This is a genomic window from Flavobacterium sediminilitoris, from assembly GCF_023008245.1.
Taxonomy (GTDB): Bacteria; Bacteroidota; Bacteroidia; order Flavobacteriales; family Flavobacteriaceae; genus Flavobacterium; species Flavobacterium sediminilitoris.
This window is the reverse complement of record NZ_CP090145.1, coordinates 2,793,948-2,811,012: the sequence shown is the minus strand read 5'-3', so window position 1 is coordinate 2,811,012 and position 17,065 is coordinate 2,793,948. Positions and strand designations below refer to the sequence as shown.

Annotated in this window: 16 protein-coding genes; 4 read left to right on the top strand and 12 right to left on the bottom strand. The window is 27.5% G+C overall.

The window, feature by feature from the left end:
- Positions 1-6 precede the first annotated feature (6 nt).
- The 4 genes from LXD69_RS12805 to LXD69_RS12790 form a co-directional block, all read right to left on the bottom strand.
- Entirely contained in the window at positions 7-3,105 is a 3,099-nt protein-coding gene (locus LXD69_RS12805) for a lantibiotic dehydratase (RefSeq protein WP_246915701.1), read from the bottom strand.
- 24 nt (positions 3,106-3,129) lie between these two features.
- Positions 3,130-4,020 (bottom strand): LLM class flavin-dependent oxidoreductase, encoded by an 891-nt coding sequence (locus LXD69_RS12800; RefSeq protein WP_246915700.1) that lies wholly within the window; start codon positions 4,018-4,020, stop codon positions 3,130-3,132.
- A gap of 39 nt (positions 4,021-4,059) precedes the next feature.
- Positions 4,060-5,262, bottom strand: coding sequence for a lanthionine synthetase C family protein (locus LXD69_RS12795; protein ID WP_246915699.1), 1,203 nt, complete (start codon positions 5,260-5,262; stop codon positions 4,060-4,062).
- A 120-nt stretch (positions 5,263-5,382) separates the two neighbouring features.
- Positions 5,383-5,637, bottom strand: a complete 255-nt coding sequence (locus LXD69_RS12790; RefSeq protein WP_045966870.1) for a class I lanthipeptide — start codon at positions 5,635-5,637, stop codon at positions 5,383-5,385.
- 448 nt (positions 5,638-6,085) lie between these two features.
- On the opposite strand from LXD69_RS12790, the gene LXD69_RS12785 reads away from it, so the two are divergent.
- Positions 6,086-6,694, top strand: coding sequence for a YkgJ family cysteine cluster protein (locus LXD69_RS12785; RefSeq protein ID WP_045966868.1), 609 nt, complete (start codon positions 6,086-6,088; stop codon positions 6,692-6,694).
- A 77-nt stretch (positions 6,695-6,771) separates the two neighbouring features.
- On the opposite strand, the gene LXD69_RS12780 is transcribed toward LXD69_RS12785, so the two are convergent.
- Positions 6,772-7,287 (bottom strand): NUDIX hydrolase, encoded by a 516-nt coding sequence (locus LXD69_RS12780; RefSeq protein ID WP_246915698.1) that lies wholly within the window; start codon positions 7,285-7,287, stop codon positions 6,772-6,774.
- Between the two features lie 71 nt (positions 7,288-7,358).
- Here LXD69_RS12780 and LXD69_RS12775 point away from each other — a divergent pair, with 71 nt between their 5' ends.
- Positions 7,359-8,591, top strand: a complete 1,233-nt coding sequence (locus LXD69_RS12775; RefSeq protein WP_246915697.1) for a glycosyltransferase — start codon at positions 7,359-7,361, stop codon at positions 8,589-8,591.
- A 65-nt stretch (positions 8,592-8,656) separates the two neighbouring features.
- Here LXD69_RS12775 and miaE read toward each other — a convergent pair whose 3' ends face one another.
- Positions 8,657-9,238 carry a tRNA-(ms[2]io[6]A)-hydroxylase gene (miaE, locus tag LXD69_RS12770; protein ID WP_045966862.1) on the bottom strand — a complete coding sequence of 194 codons (582 nt, stop codon included), beginning with the start codon at positions 9,236-9,238 and terminating at the stop codon, positions 8,657-8,659.
- A gap of 219 nt (positions 9,239-9,457) precedes the next feature.
- On the opposite strand from miaE, the gene LXD69_RS12765 reads away from it, so the two are divergent.
- Positions 9,458-9,706, top strand: a complete 249-nt coding sequence (locus tag LXD69_RS12765) for a hypothetical protein (protein ID WP_045966860.1) — start codon at positions 9,458-9,460, stop codon at positions 9,704-9,706.
- Between the two features lie 59 nt (positions 9,707-9,765).
- Here the strand turns inward: LXD69_RS12765 and LXD69_RS12760 are convergent, their stop codons facing one another.
- The 6 genes from LXD69_RS12760 to LXD69_RS12735 form a co-directional block, all read right to left on the bottom strand.
- On the bottom strand, positions 9,766-10,806 hold the full coding sequence (locus tag LXD69_RS12760; RefSeq protein ID WP_246918882.1) for an o-succinylbenzoate synthase: 1,041 nt from the start codon (positions 10,804-10,806) through the stop codon (positions 9,766-9,768).
- Positions 10,807-10,935: 129 nt separating this feature from the next.
- Positions 10,936-11,613 carry a metal-dependent hydrolase gene (locus LXD69_RS12755; protein WP_246915696.1) on the bottom strand — a complete coding sequence of 226 codons (678 nt, stop codon included), beginning with the start codon at positions 11,611-11,613 and terminating at the stop codon, positions 10,936-10,938.
- A 25-nt stretch (positions 11,614-11,638) separates the two neighbouring features.
- Positions 11,639-12,526, bottom strand: coding sequence for a 1,4-dihydroxy-2-naphthoate octaprenyltransferase (gene menA, locus LXD69_RS12750; protein WP_246915695.1), 888 nt, complete (start codon positions 12,524-12,526; stop codon positions 11,639-11,641).
- A gap of 62 nt (positions 12,527-12,588) precedes the next feature.
- On the bottom strand, positions 12,589-14,091 hold the full coding sequence (locus LXD69_RS12745) for a PH domain-containing protein (protein WP_045966854.1): 1,503 nt from the start codon (positions 14,089-14,091) through the stop codon (positions 12,589-12,591).
- Positions 14,081-14,683, bottom strand: a complete 603-nt coding sequence (locus LXD69_RS12740) for a PH domain-containing protein (protein ID WP_246915694.1) — start codon at positions 14,681-14,683, stop codon at positions 14,081-14,083. Before LXD69_RS12740 ends, LXD69_RS12745 begins: the two co-directional genes overlap by 11 nt.
- A gap of 223 nt (positions 14,684-14,906) precedes the next feature.
- Positions 14,907-15,746: a 1,4-dihydroxy-2-naphthoyl-CoA synthase gene (locus LXD69_RS12735; RefSeq protein ID WP_246915693.1), complete on the bottom strand. Its 840-nt coding sequence runs from the start codon at positions 15,744-15,746 to the stop codon at positions 14,907-14,909.
- Positions 15,747-15,929: 183 nt separating this feature from the next.
- Here LXD69_RS12735 and LXD69_RS12730 point away from each other — a divergent pair, with 183 nt between their 5' ends.
- Positions 15,930-17,048, top strand: a complete 1,119-nt coding sequence (locus LXD69_RS12730; protein WP_246915692.1) for a C1 family peptidase — start codon at positions 15,930-15,932, stop codon at positions 17,046-17,048.
- The last annotated feature ends 17 nt before the right edge of the window (positions 17,049-17,065 follow it).

Here is a 17,065-nt window from a genome sequence, read left to right as displayed (position 1 = left end):
AATAACCTAAACTTTCATGGTTACTTTTTCATATTTTTTGCGTGCGATTAATGATTTGTAATGTCTTGAAAGTAACTCATAGATGATGAATTCATTTTGTCGTTGTTTTGCATTAAATATTCTATTGTGCATCATGTGAATATAGCTAAACACTAAGGTATTAAACTTTTCATCTTCAAAATGAATATTGAGTTTTTCTATTATATTACTATTAGCTTCACTTCTTTCAAACAATAATGCTAATAATGGTGCTATTTCTCTTTGATTGTCATGTTCAAATTGCATTAAATGTTCAATTGAACTTCTAAATTTTCTATACTTATCATTCAACTGCTTTCTTAAAAAAGCATTCCCATTATTTTCATTAAAAAAATTATCAGCAATTTTCTCTGTGAACGCTGCTTTTTGCTCCATATTTAATCCAAAATCTTCTAAGTATTGATCTGTTCCTCTAATTGCCATTTGCCATTTTATTTTTGAACCCATTTCTGAATCTAAATAATTAATAAAATTTGCACAAAAAACACTATCCGTATAAAACAGCTCTTCAGTAAGTTCTATTCTGTCAGCTCCATATCTTTCTATTTCTCTATTATAAGTGTCTGTTTGCATTTTTGAAATCAAACCATTAAGATATAATGATCCTAAAGTTTCATTTAATAATGTTAGAATAGCATCTGATTCTTTTTCATTTGAAAGTTGAAACCTGAATCTTAAATGATTATCTGAATCAAAATAACGTAAGAAGAACCATTTTTTTATTTTTCTGTCTGCAATAAGTTTCTCTGTTAATGGTAATATAATTTCAGTTAGAATATAATCGGCTGTTTTTATTCCGCAGTAAATCTTAAAATACATCCATTCGCTTCCTGGTAAATAATAACGAGTAATAGGTTTTATTGTATTTTCATCGTCAAAATTAAATGTTGGAAATTTTGTTTCTTCATTTAATAAAATAGCTACACATTCATTTGTATAACTATCTCCTTTGTTATCTGTTATTAAAGATGATTTTATATCAAATAGAAATTCTTCAAGAACTATTGATGTTCTCTTTTTTATAGTATCTACAAAAGCTAAAATTGCTATTTCATCTGAAGAATTAATTAATAATTCATTATCTCCATCTACTAATAGGAAAAAATCTGGAAGGTTGTGTTTCTTTTTAAATTCAATAAATTTTTCTATTATTTTTGAATCATTAGTATCTTTAATCAAATTGTTGAAATCTGACTGATTTAATTGCCAAGTGGCTGATTTTAATACTATATTTTTATATTCTACTCTAGGTAAAAAAGTAAATTGTGATGCTAATGATCCCCAATTAAAATATAAAGATGGTTTGGTATAATATTGTAATTGTAAATCGCATAAAAATTGATATACTGGTAAAGAATTGAAACTAAAATTATGTGCATTTCCTAATCTTGGAATAATTTGTTTGTTTAATTTTTTGCTTCTTAAAACAATATTTCCGCTTTTAATTGATATGAATAAATCTGATATTTTTATTTGAAACTCTTCGCTTTTATTTGATTTAGCCAAATATGCCATTTCATAATCTCTAGTATCTGGTCTTGATAATATGTTTCCTATTCTACTTTCTGGTAAATGAACAATTTCTGCTAAAATTGAATCTCCTGAATGTAATTTTTCATGCTTCGTTATTTCATTAATTATATCCAAAACGTCTTCATTTCCATGTCCAAAACGCCCTAAAAGTAATGTTGCTGTTGCTCCACCTATATTTTCTAATTGTATTTTTCCTGTTTCAGCATTTAGCAAGTTAAATTTTATTGCCATAGAATGTGGAAGGTTGTTATTCGTATAATCAATATCTTTAAAATCGTTTTCTGATATTGTAATTATTTTAGCATCTTCTTTATATGCTTTTATCAATATTTGAAAAATAGCTTTTTGATATGATGTCCATTTTATTTCAAAATCTTGGTATGAATTTCCTAAAGCAAGATCGTCAAGTAAATCATTTATTCCTGAAGTGTCTTTATTAGGATAGCCTACTCCATTTTCTGTATCTAGTACTTCTAGTAGTGAAACTTCGGATTCTTCATAGCGCTCTGAAAAGTTTCTTTTAAAGTTTTCTAAATTAGTATTGGTATAATTTGGTGTTATTTTATTTAAAAATGTAACAACATCTGATATTGATTCTTGAATATTTATATCTAATTCTGATTGTTGTGTTTTAAAATATAAATCGGTTTGAAAAAGATTTGTTTCTGGAATATCTTTTAGAATCTTTCTTATTTTATTATGTAAATCTTCGTAAGCCTCTACTGAGTTTATAGTGTTTTGATCAATTTTATTTAGACTTTCTTTTATCTCTTTTATTAAAAAGATTGTTTCTTCTAATTCCTTTGATGAATGATTTGTTTGTATTCCGTGTAATGTGTCAATTATTACTTCATAAAATTCTTTTCCTGTTACTGTTGGTTCAAAATCACTTACCAAAAGTTGAGATTCTATAAGTTCTTTTAAAAATGATGTTGCTTCTTCTTCTTCAATTCCTAATGTTGTTAAACTCGTTATTAATTCTAATTCGGTTTTGCCATACATTGCATGAATTAAAATACCTTCTAAATATTCTGAATAATCAACTTTACTAATTCTGTGAACTCTTCTTCCTCCTGCATAATAATATTCGACATACCTATAAAAAGAATCTATTTGATAGATACTATTGTTTGGAAAGTACTTAATGTAAGGTTGTATAAAATCTTTTTTTTCAAGTTCTTTTGCTAACATGCAAATAACATTCATATCTGGTCTTGTTCTTCTAACCATTTTTTGTTCTGGTATAGAATTTAATGTTACTTTATTAGCTGTTCCAAAATTCCCTGTACCTAAACCTGCAAATAATCCGAAAGGCGTACATCTTGAACTAGCTCTACTTAGATATTTATAGTATGCTATTTTTAACTTTTTTATTTCTTTAGGACTATCTATTTTTCCATCAAGGTATTTTTCATATTCTCTTTTTAGTGATGGTGATGTTATATAAATTGCTTCAGAAAACAATTCATTTGCTTTACTTTTTAAAAAAGGATATAATGGTGTTCTAAAAATAAACTTTGATAGGTATTTCATTTTTTTCAGAAAAATTAAATGATTTTAGTTGGTGATTTTAAATTCGTGTTTTTCTACTTTAAAAACATTCATAAGTGCCTGTTTTTCTTCTAAAGTTTCTCCTAAGTTCAGAATTATAATTTCATTTACTTGATATATTTCTGCTTGTTTTTCTAAAAAATCTTTGAAATAATCAGGACTTCCTGAATAATTAATTTTTATATGTTTCGTTTTTTCATTTATTGCAGCAACACGTTTTTCATCATCACTACAAAATGCACTCAAGGTGATATTAATATTAGGTTCTACTCTATTTTTTAGGATATATTGCTCTCTTAATTCTTTAATAATATCTGGAGATGGTAATTCATTAATTATATGAAATAATGAAAGTGAAAAGCTTGTTTTTTCTTCAATAATAAAATCAATACTAGATTTACTTGTACCTAAAACCCATATTTCTGGAGATTCACCTTGTTTTGGAGGTAAAATAATAGTAGATACTTGATCATTAATTAGACTTTTAATTTTTCTTACTCTATTAAAATAATCATCTAAATTCTTTTTCCAATCACTTCCATCTGCAAGTTCTATGCTTTTATGTTCTTCTGTTTTTCCTTTGGCTAACCCTAAATCTATTCTTGATGGATATAGATTGGCTAATAATTTATAATGATAAGCTGTATTAATTGGTGCATTCAATCCTACTAATACTCCTGCTGATCCTACTCTAATTTTTTGGGTATAACCTGCTAATAATGGAAGTATTATATCTGGGTTTTTCCATGCTAAGTTATCTTCATGATGTTCGCTTAACCAATATCTTGTAAATCCTAATTCTTCAGCTAATTGAGCCATTTCAATTGTTTCATGTATTGTTGAAATAGCATTTGAATTACTCTGAATACTTCCAAAATCTAAAATTCCATAATTCATAGTCCTTTTTTAAAAATTATTTTATCATTACATTTACTATTAAAGCATTAAAGATTTTTTCCAAGATAATTCTTTATCCATAAGTGTTGCTAAGAAAACAATTGCTACACCTGATGCTCCTTCTAATAAACTTAAATTATTTTCATATATATTTTTTCCTCCTAAATAGGTTTTATAACCGGCATATCCATCTTCATGAACTGCTAGATCTATCGTTTTTTCTAACCAATAATTTGCTGTTTCTAAGAAAATAGGTTCATTAGTCATTTTATAAATTGTTCTATAAACATCAACTAAACCACAACTACCATGACAAAAATTTCCATCTACTACGCTTTCAATTTTTAAATCTCTTCTTGTTGTGGTATGCTTTAATATTGTAAGTGCATATTCTTTTAATTCATTGTCTTTTAAAACTTCACTTGCTTTATATAATTCTGTTCCAATACCTAAATCACCATAACACCAAGCTAATCTGCTATTAAACGCTATATGAGATTCTAATTTTATCCAAGAAGGAAAATAACTCATTTCATTTGGTGATGGATTTTGATGAATTTTATAAAAATTTATTATTTGTCTTAATGCTTTTACTAGTTGATCAGAATACAATTCTTTTTTTTGTAAACATCTTATGAAATAATACATAATTGCAGCCATACCATGAGATAAACTTAGATTTATAACCTTCTCTGTTTCATTATTTGCTTTAAAAACAGATGAAATAAAATGAAGTGTATCGTTTGACTTGTTGTAAATTCCTTTTTCAATAAGTTTTGAATTAAATTTTTTAAGATAAAATATACAATCTGGAAATTTATCTGTAATATCTAATAAGAAGTTTGCAGGTCCTAATGCTCCGTGCAAAAAGTCATAATTCCCTTGTTCTATTTTATACATCATGAAATTGTAAATATCCGGAATTGTTTCAGAGAAATATTCATCAAAATCAATATCAATATGTCCTGATTCTAGAAGGTTGTTTATTGCCCAAAGAAATCCTGTTATTCCATTTGAGTAGCTAAAATCTATATGATAGATTCCATTATTTATTTTAGTATAAGTATCTACAATTATTTCTTCTACAATTTCAAGATACTTATCATTTTTTGTGTATTCTGCGTAATAACTAAGTAAAAATAATGAGCCTGTATTTCCAGATAGTAAGCTCATATTATTGTAATTATGATTCACTATAGAATCTATAATTGTTTTTGTTTTTTCTTCGAGTATATCTTTCATTAAAATGGAAAAAATAGTAATCAACTAGTAGTGATTTGTTTATATTTTGGCATGTAGAGTTAAAAAAGATAGCTTTCTAAAAAATTAGAAAGCTATCTTATACTTTTATTCATTTCTTATTTAAGGACACACATTATTTCCACATGCAGATTGGCAAACGCTTGCACCTTCAGTATAAGGAACACAGTTTACAGGACAAGACCCTGTAGGACATGTTGCAGTAGGACACGTTGCTGTAGCACAATTGTTTGTTTTATTACAATGGTATAATGTAAACCATGCTCCACCATTTAAATTTTTCATTTGAGCATCATTTAACATTGTAACTGTCTCTTTGTTAAGGCTTAGTTTTCCTTCTAATTTGATTTTTTTCATTGTTTTGATTTTTTAATTTGTTTGTATTTGTTTGTGAATAAATCCTTATAATTATATTATTTTAAAAGTTATTTCTATTCATTCAAGTTTATGTTGTTATTTTAAAAAAAACTTAAATTAAGATCAATTTATTAACCAAATAAATATTACATATCCTATAACTTTAACATTTCAAATTTAAAAAAAAAAGTGACTGAAATTTACTTAATATAAAGTTTAACTATGTTTATAGAAAAATTGTAAAAATCTCTTTATTTGATACTTACACGTTTTATAAATAACAAACTATGCCTTTATAGAGTCATAATTTCATCATATTAAATAGTACTAAATTTTAAAAAAAAATAGATAACTTAATTCAATGTAATTTGCTTGTCAAATAAGTATATTTTTTAGTGTTAAAAAAACAACAAGTAATTATTATTAAATGTACCTTCGATAAAAATTTATGTCAATAGAAAAGCGAGTAAGATTAGTAGAACAATTATTCGAAAACCTTAATTTAGAAATTGCTCAATTTCAAAAAGAAACAAAATTAGGTTGTGTTGCTGGTTGTGGAAAATGCTGTACTAATCCTGATATTGATGCTTCTCCATTAGAGTTTTTACCTTGGGCTTTCCATCTTTTTTTAAATGGAAAAGCAGAAACCGTTTTAAATGATTTAAATAAAAATGAAACTACTACTTGTTATATTTATAGCCCTCTTTCCATATTAGACAAGAATAATGGTAGTTGTAGTGATTATAAATATAGAGGTTTAATTTGTAGATTATTTGGTTATGGTGCTAACAAAGATAAATATGGTCAATATCGTTTAGCTACTTGTAAAATAATAAAAGAAGGACAAAAAGAATCATTTGAAAAGTCTATTGAACTAATAAACAATGGTCTTCCTGTTCCTATTTTCACAGATTATTATATGAATCTCTCACAAATAGATTTTAAATTAGGAAATATAATTGTTCCAATAAACAAAGCATTAAAATTTGCTATTGAAGAAGTATTACAATATTATTCATACAGACCTATGCCAAACGGATTTAATAATTGTGCTTAGAGATTCTCTAAAAAATGTTGTATCTATTATTATATTTAATCAAGATATATAAATCTTCTTAAACTTAAAAATCACATTTAAACACAGTAAAATTCTTTAATTATTTTTCGAATTGAGACAAATCCTATTGAATCTAAATCAATTTCCGAACGGTTTACCCAAATTAGTTCTTGAATTTCGTCTTTTGCTGTAATCGAAATAATATCTGAGCTTAATGAACATTCATAAAAAATATCCATTGTTTTATAAGGTATATTTTTATATAAATAATTATTTGGCGAAGTCGTAATATAGCGTAGGTTATTTGGAAATATTTCAAGTCCTAATTCTTCATTAATTTCTCTACAAGCAGCTTCTTCAGCATTTTCATTTGGATCAACAAATCCACCTGGTAAGTCTAATTTTCCTTTATCTGGATCAACATTTCGAACAGTAAACAAAATTTTATCTTCAAATGTAAAAACAATTGCTACAGCAGCAGCAATATTATGATAATACGTAAAATCGCAAGTTGAACAATGAAAACGGATATTATTTTCAAATGTAAAATGAGTTGATTGACAATTAGGACAAAATTTAAATATTGAAGGCATTGTATATTTTTTTGTAAAAATAAAGAAACTTAAATCGTGAGATAAATTAATGAAAGATTTATTTTTGCACTATGCAAAATCATTTAGTAATTATCGGAACCGTTTGGCCAGAACCCAATTCTACAGCGGCTGGCAGCAGAATGCTTCAGCTTATTAAATTGTTCCAAAATCAGAATTATAAAATTACTTTTCTATCTTCTGCTTCAAAAACAGATTTTTCATACAATTTAGAGAATCAAGATGTTAAAACACATTATATAAAGTTAAACAATAATAGTTTTGATGTTTTAATTTCAGAACTAAACCCTAGTATTGTATTGTTTGATCGCTTTATGACGGAAGAACAATATGGCTGGAGAGTTATAGAAAACTGTCCTAATGCATTACGAATTTTAGACACTGAAGACTTACATTTTTTAAGAAAAGCAAGAGAAATTGCATTTAAACAAAATAGGTCATTAAACTCAAAAGATTATATTTCTGATGTTTTTAAAAGAGAATTAGCATCTATATATCGTTGCGATTTAAGTTTAATAATCTCCAAATATGAAATAGAATTATTAACTAATCTCTTTAAAGTTGATCCTTCGATTTTACATTATATTCCGTTTTTGGTTGAACCAATATCAAAAGAAACAATCAATCATTTTCCTTTATTTTCGGAACGAAGCCATTTTGTAAGCATAGGAAACTTTTTACACGAACCGAATTGGCAAACAGTATTACAACTTAAAAAGTCTTGGAAATCTATTAAAAAAGCCCTTCCTGAAGCTGAATTACATGTTTATGGTTCGTATGTAACTGAAAAAGCCAAACAATTACATAATCAAAAAGAAGGTTTTCTAATAAAAGGTCGTGCTGAAAGTGTAAAAGAAATTTTTTATAAGGCAAGAGTATTGCTTGCTCCTATTCCTTACGGTGCTGGTTTAAAAGGAAAATTATTAGAAAGCATGCTTTTTGGCCTACCTAATGTTACAACAGAAATGGGCTCAGAAGGAATGCATGGTAATCATTCATGGAATGGTTTTATTACTACAACTGATGAAGATTTTATTGAAAAAGCAATTGAGTTATATCAAAACCAAACTTTTTGGCAACAATCTCAACAAAATGGAATTCAGTTAATCAACAAACGTTTTGAGAAATCTTTATTTGAAAACAACTTCATTACTAAAGTAAATCATTTACTAGCAAACCTAGACAAACATAGAAATCAAAATTTCCTAGGACAAGTTTTCCAACATCAAACTTTACAAAGTACTAAGTTCATGAGTAAATGGATTGAGTTGAAAAATAAGACTTAGTTAAAAGTGCTCAATATTCAGTATTCAATTTTTTCAACTGCGAACTAAAAACTGACCACTGAACACTACCCATGAATCGCTTCACCTTTGCCATAGCTCGCAATTACTTTGGCTTCGTGTTCCAACCATTCTTCCCATCTTTTCTTTACATCATAGCCTTTTTCGGCTAAATCGTGTGCAAATTGTAAAAAAGCTGTGTAATGATTGGCTTCTGAAATCATTAATTCTCTATAAAAAGTAGCTAATTCTTGATCTTCTATATTATCTGAAAGAACCTTAAAACGTTCGCAACTTCTAGCTTCAATCATAGCTGCGAATAACATTCTCTCCACAATGATATGTTTACGATTTCCTGGTTTCATAAACTTAAATAGATCATTTACATAACTATCTTTTCGTTCACGACCTAAAACCCAACCACGTGCTTTTATAATTTCATGCACTTGCTCAAAATGGTCTAACTCTTCTTTAGCAATCTTTATTAGTTCGGTAGTAATTTCAGTGAATTCTGGTAGCATAGTAATTAACATAATTGCATTTGAAGCTGCTTTTTGCTCACACCAAGCATGATCTGTTAGAATTTCTTCAAGATTTCCTTCTGCTATATTTGCCCAACGAGGATCTGTAGGTAATTTTAAACGAAACATTTAATTGATTTTAATGAAGCACAAAAATACATTTTTAAAATTGATCTTTAAAATGAGAGTTGCGAAACCTTTTAATACTTTTTTACAGTAAAATTAAAACAGATACAAACCTTTAACTCTTCTTTCTGGTAATTATATAAGAATTCGTAAAAAAGATGTAAAACATAAATGATTAACGTCTTGTAACTTGCACTTAAGTAATTTTAAATATAAATAATAATGAAAAAGGTAACATTTGCAATAGCCTGTTTAGCACTTTTGGCTAATTTGAGCTGTAAAGAACAAAAAGAAGAACCTACAGTAGAAAAGACTGAAACGGTTGTAATTGAAAAAGAAACTGAACCAAGTGAGAGTGATGGAACCTCTATTAGCATCGATAAAGATGGTGTAGAATTTTCTTCAAAAAGCGGAGAAAATAAAACTGAAGTTGAAATTAAAGATGACAAAGCTTCTGTAAAATCTGAATAAAAAATAGTAATAATTTATTACAATGCGAAATAAAAAGAGTCAACATTTGTTGACTCTTTTTATTGTAATAATTCAAGATTCCATTCTTTATTTTTACGATACCAAATGTGTCCGTTTTCAACTTCTAATGGACAATCAAAATTGTTTGTATATAAACTACCTGTTCCTAATCCTTGAGGTAAAAAATTATTCAGAGTAAAAGTAAATTGTGCTATTGCATTTAGTCCAATATTACTTTCTAAAGCAGATGTAATCCACCACTCAATATTTAGTTTTTTTGCTACCGAAATCCACTCTAAAGTTCCCCTAAAACCACCTACTAAACTTGGTTTTAAAATGATATATTTTGGCATTATTTTTTGCAATAATTGCATTTTATTTTCTATTCCAAAGACTCCTATTAGCTCTTCATCTAAAGCAATTGGAAAAGGAGTATTTTTACACAACACTGACATGATGTCAGTATTGTTTTTTTGAATAGGTTGTTCAATACTATGTATTTTAAAATCAGATAATTGAATTAGTTTATCTAAAGCGTTATTTAAATCAAAAGCTCCATTAGCATCAACACGAATTTCTATTGTTTTTTCATCAAAATGTTGCCTAATAAAACGCAATAAACCTAATTCTTTATCAAAATCAATAGCTCCAATTTTTAATTTTATACAACGAAATCCTTGTGCTAATTTTTCTTCGATTTGTTGCTTCATAAACTGCTCTTCTCCCATCCAAACAAGACCGTTAATTTCCATGCTTTTTTTACCCAAAGTAAAGTCACTTGGAAACAAGTTAAAAGTTGTTTTTGATAGTAAAGAAAGGAATGCCATTTCAACTCCAAATTGAATTGAAGGAAACTCTAAAAGAGCTTCCCAAAGTTGTTCTTTTCCTAAATGAATATTGTTACAAACCCAACGTAATTTTTCTTCATAATCAGGTCTGTCATCAATAGAAAGTGTACGCAAAATTCCACACTCTCCTATTCCTCTTTTTCCGTCTTTTTCTAAAATTAAAAACCAAGTTTCCTTCTCGGTTAAAACACCTCTTGAAGTTCCACTTGGTCTTTTAAATTTTAAAATATATTTTTTATAAGTTGCTTTCAAATTAATTAATAAATTAAGAAAGTTAAATTCAAGACTGTTCGTTTCTGTTTTTAAAACTTTAAACATTCCAACGAAAAATCATTTTTATTTATGATGCTTTATATTGTTTTCAATCATTAATAATGATATTTATAGTTCGATACTTTCACCTATCCCTAATAGCATTAAATCTTTGTTTTTGTCAAAAAATTTACGTTTTGCTTCATCATGATCAATTTCAATATAACCAAACGTGTCAAAATGATATCCTAATATTTTATCACATTGAACAAAATCTGAAGCAATTATAGCATCATCAACATCCATTGTAAAGTTGCTTCCAATAGGCAAAATAGCTAAATCTAGCTTAGTTCGCATTGGAATTAGCTTCATATCCATTGTAAGTGCTGTATCACCTGCTATATAAATATTTTTATGTTCTCCTTCAATTACAAATCCACCTGGTTGACCTCCATTTGTTCCATCAGGAAAAGAAGAAGTATGAATTGCATTTACATATTTTACTGTTCCAAATTCGAAATCCCAACTTCCTCCGTGGTTCATTGGATGAAACGAAAAGCCTTTATTCCCATAATATGTTGCTATTTCATAATTAGATACAATTATTGCATCTGTTCGCTTTGCAATGGCTTCCACATCTAATGTATGGTCTTGATGAGCGTGTGTTAATAGAATAAAATCTGCTTTAAGCGAATTAATATCGATATGTGCTGCTTTCGGGTTTCCTGTAATAAAAGGATCTATTAAAATATTTACTTCATTTACTTCAATACCTAAACATGCGTGTCCGTAAAATGTTATTTTCATAATGTGAGTATTTAATGAGGTTTAATTATAAAAAATAGATTGTTAACCAAAATAAAAGACTTAATGCGAAAGTACTTAGAGCTACTTTTTTAAGTTCTGGATCAAAATCTTCGTACGAATTTGATTTTTTAATTTTGTTTAAATGAATGATTAATGATATATTCACTACTAATATTGGTAGTAATGAAATTTTAGTTATTAAGCAAAATATTAAAAATGATATTGAGGCAATGGCTATTATAATTTCATGATATATTTTTGCTTTTTTCAACCCTAATTTAACAACAAGTGTATTTTTTCCTGAAGTTTTATCGTTTTCAATATCACGCATATTGTTTAAGTTTAAAACAGCTACACTTAGTAATCCTATTGAAATTGCAGGTAATATCAAATACCAATCAAATGTTTTAGTAAATAGAAAATTTGATCCTAAAACGCTTACTAAACCAAAAAAAACGAATACAAACACGTCTCCAAAACCACTATATCCATACGCATTGCTACCAACTGTATATTTAATAGCTGCTCCTATTGATCCTATTCCTAATAAGATAAAAATTAAACTAAGTCCAAAATTTTCTTTACCAAATGCTACGTAAATTAAACTTAAAGCTATAATAAATGTAATTATTGCTGTGATAATAACTGCTTTTTTCATTTGACTTGAACTAATAATTCCTGAACCAACTAAACGCTTTTCTCCTATTCTATTTGCATCTGTTCCTTTAACTCCATCACCATAATCATTAGCATAATTAGACAGAATTTGCAGTCCTAAAGTAGTTAATAAGGCTAATATTGTTATTTCTAAATTAAAAAATCCTTGATAATAAGCATAAGCACTTCCTACAATTATTCCAGATATCGACAATGGTAATGTGCGTAATCTTGCTGCTTGAATCCAATGTTTCATTTTATTATTTTAAATGTATTTTATATTAAATATTGTATCCTAAAATTTGTTATTTAAGTTTCTCACATCCAGTTTCTTTTTGAAACTTCAACTTGATATAACCAATAATTTACTAATTTTTTTAATTCTGAATAGTTTGTCGTACGAAAACTTATATTTCCTCCTGCGGTGTATAAAGTTACTGAACCTATATTTGTTCTTTTTTGCCAAAATAGCTGAAATGTTTTTATACCTTGAATTTTATGAGGTTGAATGAGTTCATAATCAATATCCCAAGCACCGCTTTTTTTAACAATAAAATCAGTTGATGTATACAATCTATAGTTTTTATAAGAAAACAGTATAATAACGCCTATAAATAAGCTGTACAGAGTTGCTAATCCTATTGCTTGAACCGTTTCAAACTTATTATTGTAGTTATTGACAAATAATCCTATGGTAACAGGAATAAGGATGAAAATAAAACTATTCAATAAAAGTTTTCTAATATTTGGATGTAATTCTTTTTCATACTTTGGTAATTTCTCAATCAATAACTTTAAAATTTCAATTCTTTCATCGTTGTTACAACCAGGAATTTTTGTTTTGTCTTTATTTTTAGCTCTTTTTTCGTCACTCGATGCTTGCTTTATTTCAATTGTATTAACATTTAGCTTTCTTTGAAAAAAGTTTTGCGTCCATTTTATAATTTGAACTTTCTCTGGATTAATAATTGTGTTTTTAAGATTGATTAACCCATAAGAGAGAATAAATGTGTTTTCATCCCTTTTTATTGTGAAATTAAAGTATTTCACTATTGTCATTACTAAGTTAATAAATAAAACAGAAAAAATAATCAACCCTAATGCAATCATTAAAACTGTGGTTAAAGGAAATTCATCTAGCTTACTAACATTATCATCTATTAACGATTCCTGTCCTATTTGCTTTAGATTTTCGGAAATGGTGGAAAAAACAAGAAATAGATACGCTAAACTTGCCATATAATTAGCTGTGAAACCAATTTTTATTAAACTTCCTAAGCTAATCGTTATGAATGATTTTGGTTCTTGTTCTGATTGAAAATCATCAACATTCCCATTGTAGTCTTGTTTTTTTGAGTTTTCAATTAATCTACTTTTTAAATTAACAGCCATTTCTTCTGAAATAGCACCAATCGAAGCTTCTTTTTTATCGCTTCCTGCTGTATCAATTTCTAGTTTGTGAACATTGAATATTCTTTGAATCAAACTTTGATTAATATCGACTTTTTGAATTTTATGTAACTGAATAGTTGTCTTCGTTTTATTTAAAATACCACTTTCAATTACAAATTCTTCTAAATCTGAATCGATATAAAATTTAAAAAACCAATATTTAAGAAATGCAATTATTGCTATTAATAAAATTAAAATGATGATACCAATGTATACATACATTCTATCAAATAATTCTTTTCTAAATAGAAAAACAACCAATAATGGCCAAAAGGCTCTAATTGATTTTTGTAATGTATTTGCAAATAATACAAGAACTCCTATAAGAGACTGACGTTGAGGAACAGTAAAGTCGAAATTAGTTCTCATTGTTTTCTTCTTCTATATTTTGAGACTCTTTATTAGTTACTCTTTCATCTTCAACTTTATTCTCAATTTTATCAACAGCATCATTTATTTTCAAAGAAATCATACTTTTTATACGTAATGCTTCTTCATATACTAATCCTGGAATTTTTAAATCACTACTATTTCCTCCAGCCGTAAAAAGTTCAATTGTTGCTAATCCGAAAAGCCTTGAAAAAAAACCTTGGTGCAAAGCTACATGTTGCACTCTATTATTAGGAATAATAACAGTCGTTTCTCTTATCAATCCTGATTTATAGATTACATCATGAGTTCTAAAAGCATAACCTCTTTTTTTGAAACTTAAATTGTAATACAAAATCATTATAATTAAATAAATAGGATAAATAATTCCTATTAACAACCAAATTCTATTTGTAAAAATTTCTTCATTTATATATAGCACCGAAATGATTCCTAATAATAGAATGAAAAAGAAAATACATATATTTATCAGAATTACTCTAAAATATTTTGGATGTAAATCGTTATATTGTATTTCTTCAAACTTTGGTAAGGTTTTTATATCAATAAGTTCATTTTTAAATTCTTCCATAATTAATTATAATATTCATTCAAATTCTTAATTGCAATATATCGATTCCGTTTTCGTAATTCTTCGTTATCAAATTCTTTAAGTAAACAAAAGAAATTATCTCATCATTAGCACAAACGATGAATACTATTTTATTTTTGATATTTAAAAATTCGAGTTTAACTAAAAATAAAAAATCAGTAAAACAAGTTATGTATTACTGATTTCATATTTTTTTAAATATTTATGGCAAATACTTTTTTTCAAAGTTTGGTTTACGTTTTTCTAAAAATGCATCTCTTCCTTCTTTTGCTTCATCAGTCATATAAGCTAAACGAGTTGCTTCACCTGCAAAAACTTGCTGACCAACCATTCCGTCATCTGTTAAATTCATAGCAAATTTCAACATTTTAATTGATGTTGGCGATTTTGCTAATATTTCTTGTGCCCATTCATAAGCCGTATCTTCTAGTTCATCATGTGGAATAACTGCATTTACCATTCCCATTTCAAATGCTTCTTGTGCTGAATAATTTCTACCTAAAAAGAAAATTTCACGCGCTTTCTTTTGTCCCACCATTTTTGCTAAATATGCAGAACCATATCCTCCATCAAAACTTGTTACATCTGCATCAGTTTGTTTAAAAATAGCATGTTCTTTACTCGCTAAAGTCAAATCGCAAACTACATGAAGAGAATGTCCTCCACCAACTGCCCAACCAGGGACAACACAAATAACAGCTTTAGGCATAAAACGGATTAAACGTTGTACATCTAAAATATTCAGTCTGTGATAACCATCATCTCCTACATATCCTTGATGTCCACGAGCTTTTTGATCTCCACCACTACAAAATGAATATATTCCATCTTTAGACGAAGGTCCTTCCGCAGAAAGCAACACTACACCTATAGATGTGTCTTCTTGAGCATCATGAAAAGCTTCTAATAATTCTCTTGTTGTTTTTGGTCGGAAAGCATTACGAACATCTGGTCTATTAAAAGCTATACGTGCTACTCCATCACATTTTTTATATGTAATATCCTCAAATTCTCTTACTGTTTTCCAGTTTATTGTACTCATATAATTAGTTTGTTTACAAAGGTTAACCTATTTATAAATAAAATCGTTTTTAAGCAATTCTAAAGATAAAAGATTAGTATTTCACATTCTTTTTAAATTTTGTTATTGGATAATTTAAACTTATTTTTCAGTAAAAATAATTCATTTTTTGCATTATATTGCATGTTTAAAAATTTTACTCCCATGAAAAATAAATATTTAGGCTTACTTTTGGTTTCAGGAATGTTTTGTGTTAATGCACAAGAATATGAATTTCAATCGGTTATAGAGTTAGAAACAACACCTGTAATTTCACAAGGACAAACAGGCACTTGTTGGAGTTTTTCTACTTCATCATTCCTTGAATCAGAAATCACACGATTAACTGGTAAAACAGTTGATTTATCAGAAATGTATCAAGTACGAAATACTTATCCTAAAAAGGCTGAAAATTATGTAATGAGACAAGGTAAAGCACAATTTAGTGAAGGAGGTTTATCTCACGATGTATTAAATAGTGTTGCTAATTATGGTTTAGTTCCTGTTTCTGTTTATACAGGTTTAACAGAAGAAGAAAAAACGCACAATCATGCTGAAATGGTTGCCGTTTTAGAAGCTATGGTAAAAACGTATGTAGCTAATCCTGCAAAGAAGCTTTCTCCAAAATGGAAATCAGCTATTAATGCTGTTTTAGATACTTATTTAGGAGAAAATCCAAATGATTTTGTTTTTGAAGGGGAAAAATATACTCCAAAAAGTTTTATGGAAAAAATGAAGATAAAACCAGAAAACTACGTTACACTAACTTCTTTTACTCATCATGAAAATTATAAATCATTTATTTTAAATATTCCTGACAATTTTTCAAATGGTAGCATGTATAATTTACCACTAGATGAATTTGTTTCAAATATTGATTATGCTTTATCAAAAGGATATTCATTAGCACTTGACTGTGATGTGTCCGAAAAAACTTTCTCTGCTAAAAATGGTGTTGCATTTATTCCTCAAATTGAAGATGATGCGAAAAAAGGATTAACTGAAATTATTGAAGAAATGAATGTTTCGGCAGAATATCGTCAGGCAGAATTTGAAAATTTTGAAACAACTGATGATCACTTAATGCATATTGTGGGAACAGTAAAAGACCAAAAAGGAAACTTATACTATAAAATTAAAAATTCTTGGGGAAGTGATGAAAAAAAAGTTGCAAATGGAGGTTATTTATATATGAGTGTTCCATACGTAAAACTAAAAGCAATTTCAGTATTAGTACATAAAGATGGTCTAGAGAAAAAAACAAAAAAAGCACTACAACTATAATTCAAAAACAAACAACA